Origin of the sequence: Kitasatospora purpeofusca (assembly GCF_000718025.1) — a bacterium.
GTDB classification, from domain to species: domain Bacteria; phylum Actinomycetota; class Actinomycetes; order Streptomycetales; family Streptomycetaceae; genus Kitasatospora; species Kitasatospora purpeofusca.
The window spans coordinates 1-22,185 of sequence record NZ_JODS01000052.1 but is presented as its reverse complement, the minus strand read 5'-3'; the positions used below and the strand labels follow the sequence as shown (position 1 = coordinate 22,185).

The 22,185-nt window shown below is 76.3% G+C and carries 3 protein-coding genes and 2 pseudogenes; all 5 read left to right on the top strand.

The features are described 5' to 3' along the window. Window positions 1-34 precede the first annotated feature (34 nt). Entirely contained in the window at window positions 35-3,073 is a 3,039-nt protein-coding gene (locus IF01_RS0139440) for a helix-turn-helix transcriptional regulator (protein ID WP_078880728.1), read from the top strand. A gap of 2,009 nt (window positions 3,074-5,082) precedes the next feature. Continuing rightward, window positions 5,083-5,238: pseudogene (locus tag IF01_RS51685) on the top strand (IS5/IS1182 family transposase); the annotation flags it as partial. Continuing rightward, window positions 5,225-5,356: pseudogene (locus IF01_RS51680) on the top strand (IS5/IS1182 family transposase); the annotation flags it as partial. The pseudogenes IF01_RS51685 and IF01_RS51680, both read left to right, overlap by 14 nt. Before the next feature lie 606 nt (window positions 5,357-5,962). Continuing rightward, complete coding sequence (locus IF01_RS0139435) at window positions 5,963-15,556, top strand: type I polyketide synthase (protein ID WP_078880727.1); 9,594 nt, start codon at window positions 5,963-5,965, stop codon at window positions 15,554-15,556. A gap of 16 nt (window positions 15,557-15,572) precedes the next feature. Then, a partial coding sequence (locus IF01_RS50665; protein WP_244215779.1) for a type I polyketide synthase occupies window positions 15,573-22,185 on the top strand: 6,613 nt, incomplete at its 3' end.

The following is a 22,185-nucleotide window of genomic DNA, read 5'->3' as shown; positions in this document are numbered from 1 at the left end:
CCGTCCTCCCGTGCGCCCTGCACCAGGAGAACGGATGTCCCCCCTTCCCGTGTCCCCGCCGCACGATCCGTACGATCCCTCCAGAACCTCGCCGGCCGGCCGCGAGTCCGAGTACCGGCGGCTGCACCACGCCCTGGACCGCTGCGCGGCCGGCGCCGGCAGCGTGATCGTGCTGCACGGCTCCGTCGGCAGCGGCCGCAGTGACCTGCTCTACGCCTTCACCGACACCGCCGCCGAGCGCGGCGTCCAGGTCCTGGTCGGCACCGGCTCGCCGCTCGAACGCGAGTTCCCGCTCGGCCTGGCCCGCCAGCTCCTCCAGGGCGCCGACCTCGCCCCCGAGGAGGCCGCCACCGCCGAGGCCCTGCTCGCCGAGGGCGCGGCCTCCGGCACCGTCCCCGCCCCCTCCGACCGCCCCGCCGGACGGCTCACCCAGCGCGTCCTGGAGGGCCTGTTCCGGCTGGTCCGCGGCCTGGCCGAACGCGCCCCCGTGCTGATCGCCGTCGACGACCGGCAGGACGCCGACCCGCAGTCCCTGGAGTTCCTGCTCTACCTGGTCCGCCGCACCCGGGGCACCGGCGTGCTCACCGTCCTCAGCTCGCGCGAGACCATGACCCCGGCGCACCCGCTGTTCGAGGTCGAACTCGCCCGCCAGCCGCACCACCAGCACATCCGGCTCGACCTGCTCAGCACCGAACTCGTCGCCGAGGTGCTGCGCACCCGCCTCGGCGCCGCGGCCGCCGAACGGCACGCGGCCGAGGCGCACACCCTCACCGGCGGCAACCCGCTGCTGGTGCACAGCCTCGTCGGTGACCAGGAACGGGCCGGCAACCCCGGCACCCTGGTCGTCGGCGAGGGCTACCGGCGCGGCCTGATGCACTGCCTGCACCGGATCGACCCGCTCGCCCTGCACTACGCGCGCGGCGTCGCCGTGCTCGGCGCCGGCGCCACCCCGGAACTGCTCGCCGAACTGCTGCTGCTCGCCCCCGACGCGCTGCCCCGGGCGCTGTACCTGCTGCACGCCGCCGGGCTGTTCCGCGACGGCGGCTTCCGCCACCCCACCGCCGCCGGGGACCTGCTCGCCGCGATGCGGCCGCTCGAACTCGCCGCCCTGCACCAGCGGGCCGGCCGGCTCCTGCGCGCCGCCGGCGCGACGGCGGCCACCGTCGACGGGCACGCCCGGGTCGCCGAGGGGCACCTGCGCAGCTCGCTCGGACCGGCGCCCGCCGCCGGTGCGGGGGAGCCCGGTGCGGTGCTGCCGGAGTTCGGCGGCGGCGGGGTGTGGGAGGTGCCCGGCCCGGAGTCCGCGGTGGTGGCGGACGCCGTGGTCGCGGACGCCGTGGGGGAGGACGTCGAGGCGGAGGACGAGGCGGTGGCGGCCGACGCGTTGGCGGTCGAGGCGGTGGAGGAGGAGGCCGGTGCCACCGGCGGCTTCGGACCGGTCCCGGCCCACGGCCTGCAACTGTGGTCCGGCCCGGCGCCGACCGGCCCCGCCGTCGAATGCGTCCCCACCCTCCCCGGCACCGTCACCGACGCCGACACCGCGCTGCGCCACGAACTCAAGCGCCTGCGCCACCACTTCTGGCACGGCCGGATCGACGAGGGCACCGCCGCGCTGGCCCGCTTCGAAGCCGTCCCCGGCCAGGCCGTGCACACCGAGCCCCTGCGCCACTGGCTCGCTTACTGGTACCCCGCACTGCTCCCCAACCCCGCCCGCCGGACCGGCCCGCACGACGGCGCCACCGCCGACCGGGGCGACGGCATGCGGCTGCTCGCCGCGCTCCTCGCCGGCACCGTGTCCCCCGAGGACGCCGTGGTCCACGCCGAACTCGTGCTGCGCGCCGGACGCCTCGGCGGCGTGCGCACCGAATCCCTCACCGCCGCCCTCACCGTCCTGCTCTACGCCGACCGCGCCGACCGGGCCACCCACTGGTGCGCCCCGCTCGCCGAACGCGCCGGCGCCCGCTGCGGCGCCCACTGGAACGCCCTGCTGGCCGCGCTGCGCGCCGAGGCGGCGCTGCGCCAGGGCGACCTGCGCAGCGCCGACGAGGCCGGGCGCGCCGCGTTCGCACACGTCCGCCCGGAGGCCTGGGGGGTGGCCGTGGGGCTGCCGCTGGCGACCATGGCGGCCGCCCGCACCGCGCTCGGCCTGCACCAGGACGCCGCGCACTTCCTGGAGCTGCCCACCCCGGCGGGCCTGGAGCACACGCCCGCCGGACTGCACCACCGCTACGCGCTGGCCGGTCACCGGCTCGCCCTCGGCCGGGCCGAGCAGGCCCTCGCCGACTACCGCGCCTGCGGTGACACCATGGCCCGCTGGGGCATCGACCACCTGCCGGCCATCGCACCCTGGCGGCTGGGCGCGGCCCGCGCCCAGCTCGCCCTCGGCCGGCCGGGCAGCGCCGTCGCCCTCGCGGACCAGCAGCTCGCCCGGCTCGGACCGGTCGGCCACCCCAGGATCCGCGGCCTGGCGCTGCGGATCCGCGCGGCGGCGGGCGGACCGGCCGAGCGCACGGAGCTGCTGGAACGCGCCGTCGGACTGCTGGAGGAGGCCGGGGCGGAATCCGAACTGGCGGCGGCGCTGGGGGAGCTGAGCGAGGCCCACCAGCACGACGGCGACCCGGGCCGGGCCCGCCGGGCCGACCGCCGGGTGCGCCGGACGCCGGCGCTGGCCGTGGTGCCGGTACGGCCGCAGGCGCCCGCGCCGGTGTCGCTGCTGCCGGTGTCCCCGTTGTCGGCGTCTGCGCTGCCGGCGTCCCCGCTGCCGGTGGTCGGACGGCCGCTTCCGGTCGCCACTTCGGTCCCGGCCCCGGAGGGCACCGCCGGCGGGCTCTCCGAGGCCGAGGGCCGGGTCGCCGAGCTCGCTGCGCGCGGCCTGTCCAACCGGGACATCGCACGCAAGCTCTACATCACCGTCTCGACCGTCGAGCAGCACCTCACCCGGGTCTACCGCAAGCTCGGCGTCCGCCGCCGGGTCGACCTCGCCCGGTTGCTCGGCCCCGTCCCGTCGGGCGCCGCCGACGGCACCCCGCCGCGCCCGGCCTTCCCCCGCCGCGCGGACCTGGTCGCCGGCTGAGGGCGGCGCTTCGCGCGTCGGACCGCCGCCCCGGACGCCCCGGACACCCCGCCGGGGGTGTCCGGGGCGCCGTCATGAGCGGCGGCGCTCTACGCTGAGGCGACGGGCCGCCTCCTGAGGTGCAGGACGCCCCCCGTCCGCGGCCACCGGGCGCCCCGGTGGCCACCCGGAACGGGAATTCGGCCGCTCCGACCCCTACTCCACCGGCAGCGAACCTCGCTCCCGGTGGCTCCCCTGCACGCCGCAGGGGAGCCACCGGAGAAGACCCGCGAGTAGGAAGTCAGCGATATCGACTTCCTACTCCGCTTGCTCTTTGATCTCACCAGGAGGAACAGCCTTGGTAAGCGGTTGTCCCTTGCTCGGGCGGAGCGAGGGGCAGCCTGCGGAGTCGGGTGATGTGAAGTGGGAAGTCGGTCGGTCCGACTTCCTACTCCACCGGTGGTGCGTTTTGGTTCCGGTGGCTCCCTTGCGAGCTGCAAGGGAGCCACCGGGGAAAGACCCGCGAGTGGGAAGTCGGCGACATCGACTTCCCACTCCCGGCTTCACCATCTCGTGGCAAGTGGCGGCCCGAAATCGGGCCGCCACCGTCAACGCATGGCGGCCACAGCCCTCAAGGGAGCGGGAAGCCCACACAACGGCGGTGTTCCAGTGGCCCCTTGGCGCAAGGGGCCACTGGAGATTCGTAGTGGCAAGCACATCCAGGTACGCGCCGACTTTTGAGTCGACCGGCCTCCTGGCAGTAGTGGGAAGTCGGCATTCTCGACTTCCCACTACTCCACCTTGAAGCTTGCGCGGTACTGCTCAACGACCCCCACTGTGTTCCCGTAGCTTTCACGCTCTGTCCCGGAGTGGGAAGTCGGCCGCTCTGGCCTCCCACTCCACTGGCGGCGAATCCCGGTCCCGGTGGCTCCCTTGCACACAGCAAGGGAGCCACCGGAACGGAAGACCCAGGAGCAGAAAGTCAGCCTGGTCGACTTCCTGCTCCGCCTGGCCTTCGACCGGTGCCGCTGCCCTCGCCCGGACCGGCCGAGGGGAGGGTATGGGAGGCCGCGCGATCATCGATTGTCCGGTGGCCGTCTCGCGGTGCGAGGGGCGACCGGGATGCAGAGCGGCAAACTCCCACAGATACGCGCTGGATCTGAGCTGGCCGGCCTCCTTCCACTCCGTACTCCGAGGATTGGGGACTGCTCAAGGGCCCTTGCCGTGTTCCGGTGGCTCCCTTGCGAGCTGCAAGGGAGCCACAGGGGAAGGGCCCGGGAGTGAGAAGTCGGCGGCATCGACTTCCTGATCGCGGGTCTCGGCTTCACCCGGCTCGTGGTGAGTAGCGGCCCGAGCTCGGGCCGCCATGGTCAGCGCATGGCGGCCACAGTCGTCAAGAGAGTGGCGGAGCCCACAGAACGGCAGCGTTCCGGTGACCCCTGCGGCGCAGCAAGGGGGCCCTGGGAGATTCGTAGCGGCAAGCTCATCCAGATACGCGCCGACCTTTGAGTCGACCGGCCTCCGGGGAGTAGTAGGAAGTCGGCCCGTGCGACTTCCTGCTGCTCCACCCCGGAGCTTTTGGGGGTACTGCTCGACGGCCCTCGCTGTTCTGGTGGCTCCTTGCGTGGAGCGAGGAGCCACCGGAGGCAGCTTTCACGGTCTGCCCAGGAGTGGGAAGTCGGCGGCATCGACTTCCCACTCCGCCTGGCCTTCGGTGTGGTTTCTCGTCGCCAAGGGCTGTCCCGTATCTACTGGTCGGGGGATCTGGCTCGATGCCTGGCTGCCCTGCAGGTGCCTCGTGATCCTCGCCTACGCAGCGACCGTGTTGTCAGTGACTCGGGGTACGGTGCGCCGTGATGGGCCGGACGGAGATCGCCAGGGATTCGCGGCCATGGGGGGTGGGTCGGACAGGCCCCGGCGTTGGCTCGGGTCTGGAGATAGCTTGCCGTGTCCCCACCCCCCAACTCCGTGTGTATCTGGAGTGAGAGTGCGACTTTACGTGCCCCTCGGCGGACCAGGATGATCTTGGCGTGGCTGGTGTGATCACGGCGTCGGAGCCGTCCCGGGCAGCCCCGTTCACCGGGCTGAGCCTGCGGTAGTTCGGCAAGCTGGTCACTGCGCTGCGTCGGGAGGGTGCGGATCCAGTCCGCAAAGGTCGTCCCTGGAGCCTGCCGGTGGAGCGTCGAACACGTCGTCGCCCGGATGAAGACTCGGAAGCTCCTCCGCGACTGCCGGTTGAAAGGCGACGGAGTCCACCACGCCACGCTGGGCATCGCCCGGATGCACAACCTCGCCCTCGCCGGACAGGCCAGCGGGCCGTACGGCAACCCCTTGTGCCCGGGACGAAGCGGAGATCATTTATGGGACAGCCCTTGGCGACAGGGCGAGGGGAAGCCACCCTCGACCCACTGATGGGGAGGCCCGTACAAGCAGCGGCATTCCGGTGGGCCCTTGCCCAGGCAAGGGCCCACCGGAGATTCGTGGCAGCACGCTCATGCAGATACGCGCTGGACCGTGAGTCGCCCGGCCCGGGGCCGAGTGGGAAGTCGGCCCGTTCGACTTCCCACTAGTCCACCCCGGACGGGGTACCGCTCAATGGCTCTCACCTGGCTCGGGTGGCTCCTTGCTTCACGCAAGGAGCCGCCCGGACACGGTCCCGTGGCCGTGGTCGACCTGCTGCGGGTGATGTCATCCACTCACCGTGGTGACGGTCCGTCGGTCGGTCATGACGGAATGGTGACGGACCGTCGGGAAGGCGGGCGCGAAGAGACGTCCGGGGCGGTGATTGCCGAGGTCGTCGGGGGTGCCATAGGGGTTCGACAGGGGTTGGCTAGGGGGCCGGTGGGCGGGGGTGCCACGGAACGCTGAGGTTCGTCACCCCAGCCGCCGGCCCTCAGGAGTGGAACCACCATGGCGACCCTGGAACCCCTCGACCCGTCCGCACCGCAGTCCGGCCCGCCGGAGGCGGTGGCCGTTGTCGGCGCCGCCTGCCGTCTGCCCGGTGCGGCGGACCCCGAGGCGTTCTGGCGGCTGCTCGACAGCGGCACCAGCAGTGTCGGCACCGTCCCGCCGGGCCGGTTCGCCGACGCGGCGCGGCCGCGGCTGGCCGCCGGCTGGCTCGACCAGGTCGACCGCTTCGACGCCGAGTTCTTCGGCCTCGCGGCCGGGGAGGCCGCCGCCGCCGACCCGCAGCAGCGGCTCGTGCTCGAACTCGCCTGGGAGGCCCTGGAGGACGCGGGCATCCTCCCCGCCACCCTGGCCGGGCGGCGGGCCGGCGTCTTCGTCGGGGCCATCGCCGGCGACTGGAGCACCCTCACCACCGGGGCCGACGCGATCACCCGGCACAGCCTCACCGGTGTCAACCGGGGTCTGATCGCCAACCGCGTCTCCCACGCCCTCGACCTGCGCGGCCCCAGCCTCACCGTCGACTCCGCGCAGTCCTCCTCGCTGGTCGCCGTCCACCTCGCGCTGGAGAGCCTGCGCACCGGCGAGTCGGACGTCGCCCTGGTCGCCGGCGTGAACCTCAACCTCGCCCCCGAGTCCACCCTCACCGTCGAGCGGTTCGGCGCCCTGTCGCCCGAGGGCCGCTGCGCCACCTTCGACGCGGGTGCCGACGGCTACGCGCGCGGCGAGGGCGCCGTGCTGCTGGTGCTGAAGCCGCTCGCCCGCGCCGTCGCCGACGGCGACCCCGTGCACGCCGTGCTGCTCGGCAGCGCCGTCAACAGCGACGGCGGGACGGACGGGCTCACCGTGCCGAGCGCCGAGGCCCAGGCGGCCGTGATCCGCGCCGCCGCCCGGCGCGCGGACGTCGCCCCCGCCCTGGTGCAGTACGTCGAACTGCACGGCACCGGTACCCGGGTCGGCGACCCGCTCGAGGCCGCCGGTCTCGGTGCCGCGCTGGGCGCTGGGCGTCCGGCTGGGCGTCCGCTGCAGGTCGGCTCCGCGAAGACCAATGTGGGCCACCTGGAGGGTGCGGCGGGCCTGGTCGGCCTGCTGAAGACGGTGCTGGCGGTGCGCCACCGCCGACTGCCCGCGAGCCTCAACTTCCGTACGCCGAACCCGGACATCGACTTCGACGGGCTCGGCCTGGCCGTCCGTACCGGGTCCGGTCCCTGGCCGGACCCGGAGGGGCGGCTGATCGCCGGGGTCAGCTCCTTCGGTGTGGGCGGTACCAATGCCCATGTGCTGGTCGCCGACGCCCCGGAGACGGCCCCGGCCGTGATCGGTGCGGACGACGACGCGGCGACGGAGTCCGCGCCGTGGCCGGCGCTGTGGCCGCTGTCCGCCCGGACGCCGGCCGGTCTGCGCGAACAGGCCGCCCGGCTGCGGGAGTTCGCCGAGCAGCGGGAGGAGCTCGCGCCGACGGACCTCGGGCGGGCGCTGGCCACCACCAGGACCGCCTTCGAGTACCGGGCGGCCGTCACCGGCACCGATCGGTCCGAGCTGCTCGCCGGTCTGGACGCCCTCGCCGGGGGCGGCCAGCTGCCGGGCCTGGTTCAGGGCCGGGCGGTGTCCGCGGGCGGCGCCGGCACCGTGCTGGTCTTCCCCGGCCAGGGCGCGCAGTGGGACGCCATGGCGCGTGAACTGCTCGACACCGCAGCGGTGTTCGCGGCGAAGATCGAGGAGACCGAGAAGGCCCTCGCCCCGCATGTCGACTGGTCGCTGGACGCGGTGCTGCGCGGCCGGCCGGGAGCGCCCGGCCTGGACCGGGTCGATGTCGTCCAGCCCGCCCTGTTCGCCGTCATGGTGTCCCTGGCCGCGCTCTGGGAGGCGGCGGGCGTGCGGCCCGACGCGGTGATCGGCCACTCCCAGGGCGAGATCGCCGCCGCCCATGTGGCGGGCGCGCTCTCGCTGGAGGACGCGGCCGCCGTGGTCGCCCTGCGGTCGCAGGCGATCGCCGGGCTCGGCCTGACCGGCCGGGGCGCGATGGCCGCCGTCCCGCTGCCCGTCGCCGAGGTGGAGGCCGCCATCGCGGCCGCGCCGGACCCGGACCTGCTCGGCGTCGCCGCCGTCAACGGCCCCACCTCCACGGTGGTTTCGGGCGAGCGGGAGGCCGTCGAGGCACTGGTCGAGGTGTACCGCTCGGAGGGCGTACGGGCCAAGCTCGTGCCCGTCGACTACGCCTCGCACTCGGCCCAGATGGAGCCGCTGCGCGAGTCCCTGGCCGAGCTGCTGGCCGGGATCCGCCCGCGCACCGCCGACGTCGCCTTCTACTCGACGCTCACCGGCGGCCGTCTCGACACCGCCGGGCTGGACGGCGGGTACTGGTTCCGCAACCTGCGTGGCACCGTCCGGCTGGACCGGGCCGTGCGGGCCGCCCTGGCCGACGGGCACCGGGCCTTCGTCGAGAGCAGCCCGCACCCCGTACTCACCCTCGGTCTGGGCGAGTTGACGGACGGCGCGGCGGCGGTCACCGGCACGCTGCGGCGCGACCACGGCGGCCTCGATCAGTTCGGCGGCGCCGTCGCCGAGCTGTTCGTGCGCGGCGGCGCGGTCGACTGGCGGGCCTGGTCCGGGCCGGGGCAGCGGCTCACCGGTCTGCCGACGTACGCCTTCCAGCGTCGCCGGCTCTGGCTGCCGGACGGCGGGCCGGTCGCGCCGGCGGCCGGGTCGGGCCGCGCGGCGGTCGAGGAGACGGCGGTCGAGGAGACCGCGGACAACACGGTCCTCCCGGCGGACGTCCCGGAGGCTCCCGTCCTGGACGAGGCGACCGCGCTGGCCGCCGTCCGCGCGGGTGCGGCGATCGTGCTCGGCGAGTCCGGCGGGGCGGAGGCCGTGGACCCGGACCGCACCTTCAAGGACCTCGGCTTCGACTCCGTCGCCTCGGTCGAGTTCCGCGACCGCCTCGCGGGCTCGGTCGGCCGCGCCCTGCCGACCAGCCTGGTGTACGACCGGCCGACGCCGCGCGCCGTCGCCGCCTTCCTCGCCGAGCGGCCGGACGCCGCCGGTGCGGGAGCCGGTGCCGCCGCCGGTGCCGTTCACGGAACCGCCACCGCGCAGGAGGCGGACGACCCGATCGCCGTGGTCGCCCTCAGCGGCCGCTGGCCGGGTGGCGCCGACACCCCCGAGCAGCTGTGGGAGCTGCTCCGCGACGGCCGGGACGCCATCGGCCCGTTCCCGGAGAACCGGGGCTGGGACCTCGACGCGCTGTTCGACCCGGACGGCGAGCGCCCCGGCACCTCCTACACCCGCCAGGGCGGATTCCTCTACGACGCCGACGAGTTCGACGGCGCCTTCTTCGGCCTCCCGCCGCGCGAGGCCGCCGCGACCGACCCCCAGCAGCGGCTGCTGCTGGAGTCCGCCTGGGAGCTGACCGAGCGGGCCGGCATCGTCCCGGCCGCCCTGCGCGGCACCCGCACCGGCGTGTTCGTCGGTGTCATGCCGCAGGACTACGGGCCGCGCCTGCACGAGACGCCCGCCGGGTACGAGGGGCACGCCCTCACCGGCACCCTGACCTCCGTCGCCTCCGGCCGGCTCGCGTACGCGCTCGGGCTGGAGGGGCCCGCCATCACCATCGACACCGCCTGCTCCTCCTCGCTGGTCGCGATCCACCTGGCCGCGCAGGCGCTGCGCGCGGGGGAGTGCGACCTCGCCCTCGCGGGCGGTGCCACGGTGATGTCCTCGCCCGGCATGTTCACCGAGTTCAGCCGCCAGCGCGGCCTGGCGCCGGACGGCCGCTGCAAGCCCTTCGCGGCCGCCGCCGACGGGACCGCCTGGGCCGAGGGCGTCGGGCTGGTGCTGCTGGAGCGGCTCTCCGCGGCCCGCCGCAACGGGCACCGGGTGCTGGCGCTGGTGCGGGGCAGCGCCGTGAACCAGGACGGCGCCTCCAACGGGCTGACCGCCCCCAACGGCCCGGCGCAGGAGCGGGTCATCCGCCAGGCGCTCGCCTCGGCCGGGCTCACCCCGGCCGACGTGGACGCGGTCGAGGCGCACGGCACCGGCACCGCGCTCGGCGACCCGATCGAGGCCCGGGCGCTGCTCGCCACCTACGGGCAGCGGGGCCCGGGCGAACAGCCGGTCCTGCTGGGCTCGTCGAAGTCCAACCTCGGGCACACCCAGGCCGCGGCCGGGGTCACCGGGGTGATCAAGCTGGTGCAGGCGCTGCGGCACGGCGAACTGCCGGGCACGCTGCACCTGGACGCACCCTCGCCCCACGTCGACTGGTCGGCGGGCAGCGTGGAGCTGCTCGACGGGACGCGCGCCTGGCCCGCCACGGACCGGCCGCGCCGCGCGGCGGTGTCCTCCTTCGGGATCAGCGGCACCAACGCGCACCTGATCCTGGAGGCCGCGCCGGAGGAGCCCGAGCTTTCCGAGGAGCCCGAGCTTTCCGAGGAGCGCACGGCGCTGTCCGACGCCCCGCTGCTGCTGTCGGCCCGGACGCCCGCCGCCCTGCGGGCCCAGGCCGCCCGGCTGCTGGACGCGGTCGCGCCCGAAGCCCCCGGCGTCGCCAGGGCCCTGGCCACCGGCCGCACCCACTTCGCGCACCGGGCCGCCGTCCTGGGCGGTGCGGCCGAGGCCCGTACCGAGGCCCTGCGGGCGCTGGCCGAGGGCGCCGAGGACGCCCCCGGCCTGCTCCGGGCCGAGGCCGCCCGCCCGTCCGGACCGGCGTTCCTCTACTCCGGCCAGGGCAGCCAGCGGCCGGGCGCCGGCCGTGAACTGTACGCGGGCGAGCCGGCGTTCCGGGCCGCCGTGGACGAGATCGCGGAGCTGTTCGCCCCGCATCTGGACACGCCGCTGACCGAGGTGCTGTTCGCCGAGCCCGGCACCGCGCCGGCCGCCCTGCTGGACACCACCGCCTACACCCAGCCCGCCCTGTTCACCCTGCACGTCGCCCTGCACCGGCTCGCGGTCGAGGCGTACGGCCTGCGCCCGGAGCGGCTGATCGGCCACTCCATCGGCGAGTTGAGCGCCGCGCACCTGGCCGGTGTGCTCACCCTGCCCGACGCGGTGGCGCTGGTCGCCGCCCGCGGCCGGCTGATGGAGGCACTGCCCGCGCACGGCGCGATGGCCGCGATCGGGGCCACCGAGGCCGAGGTCGCGCCCGAACTGGCGCCGCTCGCCGACCGGGTGGCGATCGCCGCCGTCAACGGCCCGTCCTCCGTCGTCCTTTCCGGCGACGAGGCCGAGGTCCGGCGGCTGGCCGAGGAGTGGCGGGCGCGCGGACGGCGGGTCAAGCTGCTGACGGTCGGCCGGGCGTTCCACTCACCGCACATGGACGCGGTGCTGGACGAGTTCCGCGCGGTCGCCGAGCGGCTCGACTACCGGGAGCCGCACACCCCCGTGGTCTCCAACCTGCACGGCGGCCTCGCCCGGGCCGGGGAGCTGACCGACCCCGGGTACTGGGTGCGGCACATCCGGGAGGCGGTCCGCTTCCACGACGGCGTGCGCACCCTGGACGGCCTCGGCACCACCGCCTACCTGGAACTCGGACCCGGCCCCGTGCTGACCGCCCTCACCGAGGAGGCGCTCGCCGACGCCGACACGGCCCTCCCCGCCCCGCCCGCGCGGGCGATCGCCGCGCTGCTGCGCGCCGATCGGCCGGAACGGGCGACCGTCGCCGAGGCGCTGGCCCGGCTGCACGTGCACGGGGTGCCGGTCGACTGGGCCGCCGCCCTTCCGGCCGCCGCCGGGGCCGACCGCCCCGAGCTGCCCACCTACCCCTTCGAGCGCCGCCGGCACTGGCTGGACACTCCGGCCGGGCACACCGCCGACGGCCCCGGCGGTCTCGCCCCGACCGGACACCCGCTGCTCACCGGGGTCACCGAACTCCCGGACGGCGATGGCTGGTTGTTCACCGGCCGGCTCTCCCTGCGGACCCACCCGTGGCTGGCCGACCACACCGTCGCCGGGACCGTCCTGCTGCCGGGCACCGCCTTCCTGGAGCTGGCCGTGCAGGCCGCGCTGCGGGCGGGTGCTGCCCGGGTGGAGACCCTGGACCTGGCCGCGCCGCTCGCCCTGCCGGCGGCCGCCCGGGCCGGGGTGAGGCTCCAGGTGCTGCTGGGCGCCGCCGACGAGGAGGGGAGCCGACCGCTGCGGATCCGGTCCCAGCCGGAGGCCGGGGAGGTCGGGGACTCCGACTGGACCACCCACGCCACCGGGGCCGTCGCCGTCGCGCCGGTGGAGCCTGCGGAGGCCGCCGGGTCCGCCGTCGCCGCCGCGCCGCCGGCCGCCGTGCCGCTCGACCTCGCCGACGCCTACGACCGCCTCGCCGAGCGGGGCTACCACTACGGTCCCGCCTTCCGGGGCCTCACCGCGGCCGCCGTCGACGGCGAGCGGCGCTACGCCGAGGTCACCGCGCCGCCGGTGCTGCCCGCCGCCGAGGCCGAGTCCTACGCCCTGCACCCGGCACTGCTGGACGCCGTGCTGCACGCCGTCGTCCTGGACGCTGAGCGGACGGTGCTGCCGTTCTCCTGGCGGGACGTCACCGTGCACCGCACCGGCACCGGGACCGGCGCCCTGCGGGCCCGGATCACCCCGGCCGGGCCCGACACCGTCGCCCTGGAGCTGACCGACCCGGCCGGGCTGCCGGTCGCCACCGTCGGCGCGCTGACCCTGCGGGCCCCGGCGGCCGCCGGTCCGGACTCGCTGTACCGGCTGGACTGGCTCCCGCTCACGGCCGCCGACGCGCCGCCGGTCGACTGGGCCCTGCTGGCCGACCCGGCCGGAGCCGTGGACCCGGCCGGAGCCGCCGACCCGGTGGACGAGCGACCCGTGCTCGCCTCCCTCGCCGAGGCCGCCCCCGGGCAGAGCGTGCTCGCCCCCGTCCGCACCGCCGAACAGGCGCTCGCCCTGCTGCACAACTGGCTGGACGCCGCGCACACCGGCACCCTGGCGCTGCTCACCGAGCACGCCGTCGCCACCCACCCCGGCGAGGACGTCCCCGAACCGGCGGCCGGCGCGGTCTGGGGCCTGGTCCGCACCGCCCAGGCCGAACACCCCGACCGCTTCGTCCTCCTGGACACCGACACCACCCCCGCGAGCCGTGCCGCCCTCGGCGGGGCCCTCGCCGCGGCGCAGCACAACGCCGCCGATGGTGAACCCCAACTCGCCCTGCGGGCAGGGGAGATCCTCGTCCCCAGGATCGCCCGCTCCCGCCCGGGCGACCGGCTCGTCCCCGACGCCGTCGCCCCCGGTGCCGTCGGCCCCGGCACCGCCGACACCTGGCGGCTCGACACCGCCACCCCCGGCAGCCTGGACTCGCTCGCCCTGCTGCCCGCCCCCGAGGCCCGCCGCCCGCTGGCCGCCGGGGAGGTCCGGCTCGCCCTGCGCGCCGCCGGCCTCAACTTCCGGGACGTGCTGATCACCCTCGGCCTCTACCCGGGCGGCGCCCGGATCGGCGCCGAGGGAGCGGGCACCGTCCTGGAGACCGGCCCCGGCGTCACCGGACTGCGGCCCGGCGACCGGGTGATGGGCCTGGTGCAGGGCACCCTCGGCCCGGTCGCGGTCACCGACCACCGGCTGCTCCTCCCCGTCCCCGACGGCTGGACCTGGGCCGAGGCCGCCACCGCCCCGGTCGCCTTCCTCACCGCCTACCACGGCCTCTACGACCTCGCCCGGCTGCGGTCCGGCGAATCCGTCCTGATCCACGCCGCGACCGGCGGCGTCGGCCAGGCGGCCGTCCAACTCGCCCAGCACGGAGGCTCGGTGGTGCTCGCCACGGCCGGCCCCGGCAAGTGGGGCGTGCTGCGCGGGCTCGGCCTGGTCGGCGACCGGGTCGCCTCCAGCCGCACCCTCGACTTCGAGCCGGCCTTCCGCGCCGCCACCGGCGGCCGGGGCGTCGACGTCGTCCTCAACGCGCTGGCCCACGAGTTCACCGACGCCTCGCTGCGCCTGCTCGCCCCCGGCGGCCGGTTCGTCGAGATGGGCAAGACCGACCCGCGCGACCCGGCCACCGTCGCCGCCGACCACGACGGCGCCGCCTACCTGGCCTTCGACCTGTTCGACGTCGACCCCGACCGGATCGCCGAGATCCTCGCCGAACTCGCCGGACTCTTCGCGAAGGGCGCGCTGCGCCCGCTGCCGGTCCACGCCCAGGACGTCCGGCAGGCCACGCAGGCGGTGCGCCGGCTGAGCCAGGCCCGGCACACCGGCAAGCTCGCACTGACCCTGCCCGCCCCGCTCGACCCCGAGGGCACCGTCCTGGTCACCGGCGGCACCGGCGCCCTCGGCCGGCTCGTCGCCCGCCGCCTGGTCGACCGGCACGGCGTCCGGCACCTGCTGCTCGCCGGGCGTAGGGGACCGCAGGCCCCGGGCATCGCCGAACTCGTCGCCGAACTGGCCGAGTCGGGCGCCGAGGTGACCGTGCGGGCCGCCGACGTCGGCGACCGGGACGCCGTCGCGGCGCTGCTCGCGGCCGTCCCCGCCGAACGGCCGCTGACTGCCGTCGTGCACACCGCCGGGGTCCTGGACGACGCCGTGCTCGGCTCGCTCACCGCCGAACGGCTGCGCAGCGTCGGCCGGCCCAAGGCCGACGGTGCCCGGCACCTGCACGAGCTGACCCGCTCCCACGACCTGGCCGCGTTCGTCCTGTTCTCCTCCGCCGTCGGCCTGCTGGGCAACCCCGGCCAGGCCAACTACGGCGCCGCCAATGCCGAGTTGGACGCGCTGGCGCAGCACCGGCGGGTGCGCGGCCTGCCCGGCGTCTCGCTCGCCTGGGGCCACTGGGCGCAGGCCGAGGGAGGCATGGCGGCGGGTCTCAGCGCCGCCGAGCGGGAGCGCCTCGGCGCCACCGGTCTGGCGCCGATGACCGACGAGCAGGCGCTCGCGCTGTTCGACGCCGCGCTCGGCATCCCTGGTGGGGCCCCCGGCACCGCCGGTGTCCCGGACGCCGCCCTGGTGGCCGCCCGGCTGGACCCGGCGGCCGTTCCCGCCGACCGGCTGGCGCCGGTGCTGCGCGGACTCGCCCGGCACCGGGCCCGCCCGTCCGCCCGGGGCGGTGCCGACGGCCCGGCCGCGCTGCTGGCCCGACTGGCCGGGCAGCCGCCGGCCGAGCAGGAACGGCAGTTGCTGGCGCTGGTCCTGGCCACCGCCGCGGCCGTGCTCGGCCACCCGGACGCGACCGCGATCCGGCCGGAACTCGGCTTCATGGACAGCGAGTTCGACTCCCTCGGGGTGATCGAGCTGCGCAACCGGGTGAACACCGCGACCGGTCTGCGACTGCCCACCACCGCTCTCTTCGACCACCCCACCCCGGCCGCCCTCGCCGCCCATCTGCGCGAGCGGCTCGCCCCGCCGCCGGCCGCCCCGGCCGGAGCGCCGGAAGCCGCCTCGGGATCCGAACCCGTCGACGCGGCAGCCGAGTTCGACCGGCTGGAGCGCACCCTGAGCGCCCTCGCCGCCGACCCGGCCGCCCGGGCCGAGGCCGTTGACCGGCTCACCGCCCTGCTCGCCGGCCTGACCGGCCCGCCCGACACCGAGGGCGACGGCGACCTCGCCACCCGCATCACCGACGTCAGCGACGACGACATCTTCGACTTCATCGACAACGAGCTCGGCATTTCCTGAGAGAGGCACCGCAGATATGAGCACCAACGAGCAGAAGCTGCGCGACTACCTCAACAAGGTTGCCGCCGAGCTGCACCAGACCCGCCGCCGCCTGCGCGACGCGGAGGCCCGCGCCGCCGTCACCGACCCCGCCGCCGACGGCGGGACCGGGGCGGAGGAGCCGATCGCCATCGTCGGCATGGCCTGCCGCTTCCCCGGCGGCGCCGACACCCCCGACGAGCTGTGGCGGCTGGTCACCGAGGAGCGCGACGTCGTCGGCCCCTTCCCCACCGACCGGGGCTGGGACCTCGACCACCTCTACGACCCCGACCCCGACCGGGCCGGCCGCAGCTACGCCCGCGAGGGCGGATTCCTCTACGACGCGGGCGAGTTCGACGCCGACTTCTTCGGCATCTCGCCCCGCGAGGCGCTCGCCGCCGAGCCCCAGCAGCGCCTGCTCCTGGAGACCGCCTGGCAGGCCCTGGAGGACGCCGCGATCGACCCGGCGGCCCTGCGCGGCACCCGCACCGGCGTGTTCGCGGGCGTCATCGCCCAGGAGTACGGGCCGAGCATGCACCACCTGCCCGCCGAGCAGACCGACGGCTACGTCCTCACCGGCACCACCACCTCCGTCGCCTCCGGCCGGATCGCCTACACCCTCGGCTTGGAGGGCCCGGCCGTCACCGTCGACACCGCCTGCTCCTCCTCGCTGGTCGCGCTCCACCTCGCCGCCCGCTCGCTGCGCTCCGGCGAGAGCTCGCTCGCCCTGGCCGGCGGCGCCACCGTGCTCGCCGCGCCGGGCATGTTCATCGAGTTCAGCCGCCAGCGCGGCCTGGCCGCCGACGGCCGCTGCAAGCCCTTCGCCGCCGCCGCCGACGGCACCGGCTGGGGCGAGGGCGCCGGTCTGCTGGTCCTGGAGCGGCTCTCCGACGCCCGCCGCAACGGCCACCGGGTGCTCGCCCTGCTGCGCGGCTCCGCCGTCAACCAGGACGGGCGCTCCAGCCAGCTCACCGCCCCCAGCGGCACCTCGCAGCAGCGGGTGATCCGGGCGGCGCTCGACTCCGCCGGGCTCACCGCCGCGGACGTGGACGTGGTCGAGGCGCACGGCACCGGCACCCGGCTGGGCGACCCGATCGAGGCGCAGGCGCTGATCGCGACCTACGGGCAGCAGCGGACGGCCGAACAGCCGCTGTGGCTGGGTTCGGTGAAGTCGAACATCGGTCACACCCAGGCGGCCGCCGGTGTGGCGGGTGTGATCAAGTCGGTGCTGGCGATCCGGCACGGGGTGCTGCCGCGCACGCTGCACGTGGACGAGCCGTCTCCGCACGTGGACTGGTCGGCGGGCACGGTGGAGCTGCTGACCGAGCAGCGCGAGTGGCCGGCGCTGGACCGTCCGCGCCGCGCCGCGGTGTCCGCGTTCGGCGTCTCCGGCACCAACGCCCATGTCATCGTCGAGCAGGCCCCGGCGGAGGAGACCGCGCCGGTCGAGGCCGCCCCCGCCCCCGCCGTCCTCCCGTACGTGCTCTCCGCCCGCACCCCCGAGGCGCTCACCGCCCACGCCGCCCGGATCGCCGACCGGCTGCCCGGCACCCGGCCCGTCGACGCCGCGTTCACCCTGGCCACCGGGCGGGCCGCGCTCGACGAGCGCGCCGTCGTCGTCGCCCCGGCCGCCGACGCGGCCGAGGCCCTGCGCGCGCTCGACGGCCCCGGCGTCGTCCGCGGCCGGGCCGCCGCCCCCGGCCGCACCGTCTTCGTCTTCCCCGGCCAGGGCTCCCAGTGGGCCGGCATGGCCGCCGGACTGCTCGACACCGAACCCGCCTTCGCCGCCGCCCTCACCCGCTGCGCCGAGGCCCTCGCCCCGCACACCGACTGGTCGCTGCTCGACGTCGTCCGCGGCGCCGCCGACGGCCCCGACCCGGACCGGGTGGACGTCGTCCAGCCGGTGCTGTGGGCGGTGATGGTCTCGCTCGCCGAACTCTGGCAGACCTACGGCGTCCGCCCGGACGCCGTCGTCGGCCACAGCCAGGGCGAGGTCGCCGCCGCGTACGTCGCGGGCGGCCTCGACCTCGCCGACGCGGCCCGGATCGTCGCCCTGCGGGCCAAGCTGCTCGCCCGGATCTCCCACCGGGGCGGCATGGTCTCCGTGCCGCGCCCGCTCGCCGAGGTCGAACGCCGGATCACCGCCTGGCCCGGCCGGCTCTCCATCGGCGTCGTCAACGGCCCGCAGGCCACCGTCGTCTCCGGCGACCTCGACGCGCTCGCCGAACTCACCGCCGCCTACACCGCCGAGGGCGTCACCACCCGACCGGTCAACATCGACTACGCCTCGCACTCCGCGCAGACCGAGGCGCTGCGCGAGGAACTCCTCGGCCTGCTGGCCGACCTGAGCCCGCGCACCGGCACCGTGCCGCTGCTGTCCACCGTCACGGGGGAGTGGCAGGACACCGGCGAACTGGACGCCGGCTACTGGTACCGCAACCTGCGCCACACCGTCCGCTTCGAGCAGGCCACCCGCCGGCTCGCGGAGACCGGGCACACCGTGTTCGTCGAGGTCTCCCCGCACCCGGTGCTCACCGGCGCGATCGAGGACACCCTCGACGCGGTGGGCCCGGCCGCCACCGCGTCCGCCGTCGTCACCGGCTCGCTGCGGCGCGGGCAGGGCGGCCGCGAGCGCTGGCTCACCTCCGTCGCCGAGCTGTCCGTGCGCGGCGTGGCCGTCGACTGGACGGCGGCCTTCGCCGACGCCCGGCCCGCGCACGCCGAACTGCCCGGCTACCCGTTCCAGCGGCAGCGCTACTGGTTGGACGCCAGCCGCTCCCCGGAGCTGACGGCCGCCCCCGGCGGATCCGCCGGGGACAGCCTGTTCTGGGACCTGGTCGGCGAGCAGGACGCGGGCCGCCTCGGCGAGGCGATCGGCGTCGACGGCGACCGGCTGGTCCCCGTGCTGCCCGCGCTCGCCTCCTGGTGGGACCGGCGCCGCGCCGCGACCGCCGCCGACGGCTGGCGGCACCGCGTCGTCTGGCGGCCGGTCGGCACCCCGACGGCGACCGCGACCGCCGCCGAGGGCCGCTGGCTGCTCGTCCTCCCGGAAGGCGTAGCCCCGGCCGACCACCCCTGGGCGACCGCCCTCACCGAGGCCCTCACCGCCCACGGCGCCACCGTCCGGCCGCTCACCGCCGGCGTCGACCGGCCCGCCCTGGCCGCCGAACTGGCCCGGCTCACCACCGAGGACGGCCCGCTCACCGGCGTCGTCTCCCTGCTCGGCCTGCGCCCCGGCGCCCACCCCGAGCACCCCGAACTCCCCTGGGCGCACGCCGCCCAGGTGGCCCTGGCCCAGGCCCTGGACGACGCGGCCGCGCCCGCCCCCGTCTGGTACCTCACCCGGGGCGCCGTCGGCACCGGGCCCGCCGACTCCGCGACCGACCCCGTCACCGCCCCCGAGCACGCCCTGACCTGGGGCTTCGGCGCGATCCTGGCCGCCGAGCAGCCCGCCCTCCACGGCGGTCTGATCGACCTGCCCGCCGAGCCCGACCGGCGCACCTGGCAGCAGGCCGCCGCCCTGATCGCCGACCGCTCGCCCGACCGGGAGACCGAACTCGCGCTGCGCCCGGCCGGCGCCTTCGCCCGCCGGCTGGCCCCCGCCGCGCCGTCCGCCCCGGCGGGCCGGCCCTGGGAGCCGCGCGGCACCACCCTCATCACCGGCGGCACCGGCGCGCTCGGCGGCCATGTCGCCCGCTGGCTGGCCGCACGCGGTGCCGAGCACCTGCTGCTGGTCGGCCGGCGCGGCGCCGACGCCCCCGGGGCCGCGGTGCTGGAGGCCGAACTCGCCGCCCTCGGCACCCGGGTGAGCTTCGCCGCGGCCGACGTCGCCGACCGCGAGCAGCTCACCGCCGTCCTCGCCGGGATCCCCGCCGAACTGCCGCTGGGCGCGGTCGTCCACACCGCCGCCGCCCTGCACGACGGGCTGCTCCCCACCCTCGGCGCCGACCGGCTCGCCGCCGCCCTGCGCGCCAAGGCGGGCGCCGCGCGGCTGCTGCACGAGCTGACCGCGGACCTGCCGCTGACCGCGTTCGTCCTGTTCTCCTCGCTCGCGGGCGTCGCCGGCATCCCCGGCCAGGCCAACTACGCACCCGGCAACGCCTACTTGGACGCCCTCGCCGCCGAGCGCCGGGCCGCCGGACTCCCGGCCACCTCGATCGCCTGGGGCCACTGGGCGGGCGCGGGCATCGCCGCCGACGGCGCCGAGCGGCAGCTGCTCCGGCACGGGCTCGCCTCGCTGCCTCCCACGCAGGCCGTCGAACTGCTCGGCGCCGCGCTGGACCAGGGCGAGAGCCACCTGGTCGTCGCCGACGTCGACTGGGCGGCCCTGTTCCGGGGCCGGGACCAGCGCCTGGTGGCCGAACTGCTGCCCCGTGACGGCGCCGGCTCGGCCCAGCAGGACGGTGGGGGTGCGGCCGCCGAGGCCGACCTCGTCGCCCGGCTCGGCGCGCTGCCCGCCGCCGAGCGCCGCCGCAGCCTGCTCGGCGTCGTCCGGGCCGAGGCCGCGGCCGTGCAGCGGCACCGCTCGGCGGACGCCGTCGACCCGGCCAGGGCCTTCCAGCAACAGGGCTTCGACTCGCTGACCGCCGTCGAGTTCCGCAACCGCCTGGGCGCGGTCACCGGCCGCCGGCTGCCCGCGACCGCCGTCTTCGACCACCCCACGCCCGCCGCGCTCGCGGACTGGCTGGCGGACGAGCTGTGGGGCGCGGCCGACGCCGACCCGCAGGCCGACCGGACGGCCGCCCCGGCCCCCGGCACGGCCGTCGACATCGATCCGATCGTCATCGTCGGCATGGCCTGCCGCTACCCCGGCGGCGTCGCCTCGCCGGAGGACCTCTGGCGGCTGGTGGCCGACGGCGTCGACGCGCTCACCGAGTTCCCGGCCGACCGCGGCTGGGACCTCGACGCCCTGTACTCGCCCGAGGACCGCGACCGGCCCGGCACCTCCTACTCCCGGCACGGCGGATTCCTCGACGGCATCGGCGAGTTCGACGCCGAGTTCTTCGGCATCCCGCCGCGCGAGGCCCCCGCGATCGACCCCCAGCAGCGGCTGCTGCTGGAGACCACCTGGGAGCTCTTCGAGCGGGCCGGACTCGACCCGACCGCCCTGCGCGGCAGCCGGACCGGCGTCTTCGCGGGCATCTCCGGCCGCGACTACGCGAGCGGCGCCCAGCAGGTCCCGGCGGAGCTGGAGGCATACCTCGGCATCGGCAACGCGGGCAGCGTCGCCTCCGGCCGGATCTCCTACACCTTCGGCTTCGAGGGCCCGGCGGTGACCGTGGACACCGCCTGCTCCTCCTCGCTGGTGGCGCTGCACCTGGCCGCGCAGTCGCTGCGCTCCGGCGAGTCGGACCTCGCCGTCGCCGGCGGCGTGCTGCTGATGACCACCCCGACCACCTTCGTCGAGTTCTCCCGCCAGCGCGCGATGTCGCCCGACGGGCGCTGCAAGGCGTTCGCGGCGGGTGCCGACGGGACGGGCTGGGCGGAGGGTGTGGGCCTGCTGCTGGTGGAGCGTCTTTCGGACGCGCGTCGCAACGGCCACGAGGTGCTGGCGGTGCTGCGCGGCAGCGCGGTCAACCAGGACGGTGCCTCCAACGGCCTCACCGCGCCCAGCGGTCCTTCGCAGCAGCGGGTGATCCGGGCCGCGCTGGCCAACGCGGGCCTGAAGCCCGACGAGGTCGACGCGGTCGAGGCCCACGGCACCGGCACCACCCTCGGCGACCCGATCGAGGCGCAGGCGCTGATCGCGACCTACGGGCAGCAGCGTTCGCCCGAACAGCCGCTGTGGCTGGGTTCGGTGAAGTCGAACATCGGTCACACCCAGGCCGCGGCCGGTGTGGCGGGTGTGATCAAGTCGGTGCTGGCGATCCGGCACGGTGTGCTGCCGCGCACGCTGCACGTGGACGAGCCGTCTCCGCACGTGGACTGGTCGGCGGGCACGGTGGAGCTGCTGACCGAGCAGCGGCAGTGGCCGGCGCTGGAGCGTCCGCGCCGCGCCGCGGTGTCCGCGTTCGGTGTCTCCGGCACCAACGCCCATGTCATCGTCGAGCAGGCCCCGGTGGAGGAGACCGCGCCGGTCGAGGTTGCCGGGCCGTCGGTGGACGCTGCGCTGCTGCCGTTCGTCGTGTCGGCGCGTTCGCCCGAGGCGCTGCGCGAACAGGGCGCTCGTGTGGCCGAGTTGGCCCTCGCCGCCGATCCGGTGGACCTCGCCCAGTCGCTGGCCGTGGGCCGGGCGGCGTTGGAGGAGCGGGCGGTGGTGCTGGGTGATCCGGCGGCGCTGCGTGATCCGGAGGGTGCGGATGTGGTGCGTGGGGTGGCGGGTTCGGGCGGGCTGGCGTTCCTGTTCTCGGGTCAGGGTTCCCAGCGGGTCGGTATGGGGCGTGAGTTGTACGCTTCCCAGCCGGTGTTCGCCGAGGCTTTCGATGCGGTGGCGGGGGCGTTGGGGCTGCCGTTGGGCGAGGTGATCGCCTCGGGTGAGGGGTTGGACGAGACGGGTTGGACGCAGCCGGCGCTGTTCGCGGTGGAGGTGGCGCTGTTCCGGTTGTTCGAGTCGTGGGGTGTGCGGCCGGACTTCGTCGCGGGCCATTCGATCGGTGAGTTGGCGGCGGCGC

Coding starts and splice junctions, on each gene's coding strand:
- IF01_RS0139435 (WP_078880727.1), top strand. CDS start 5,963: ATGGCGACCCTGGAACCCCTCGACCCGTCCGCACCGCAGTCCGGCCCG.
- IF01_RS0139440 (WP_078880728.1), top strand. CDS start 35: ATGTCCCCCCTTCCCGTGTCCCCGCCGCACGATCCGTACGATCCCTCC.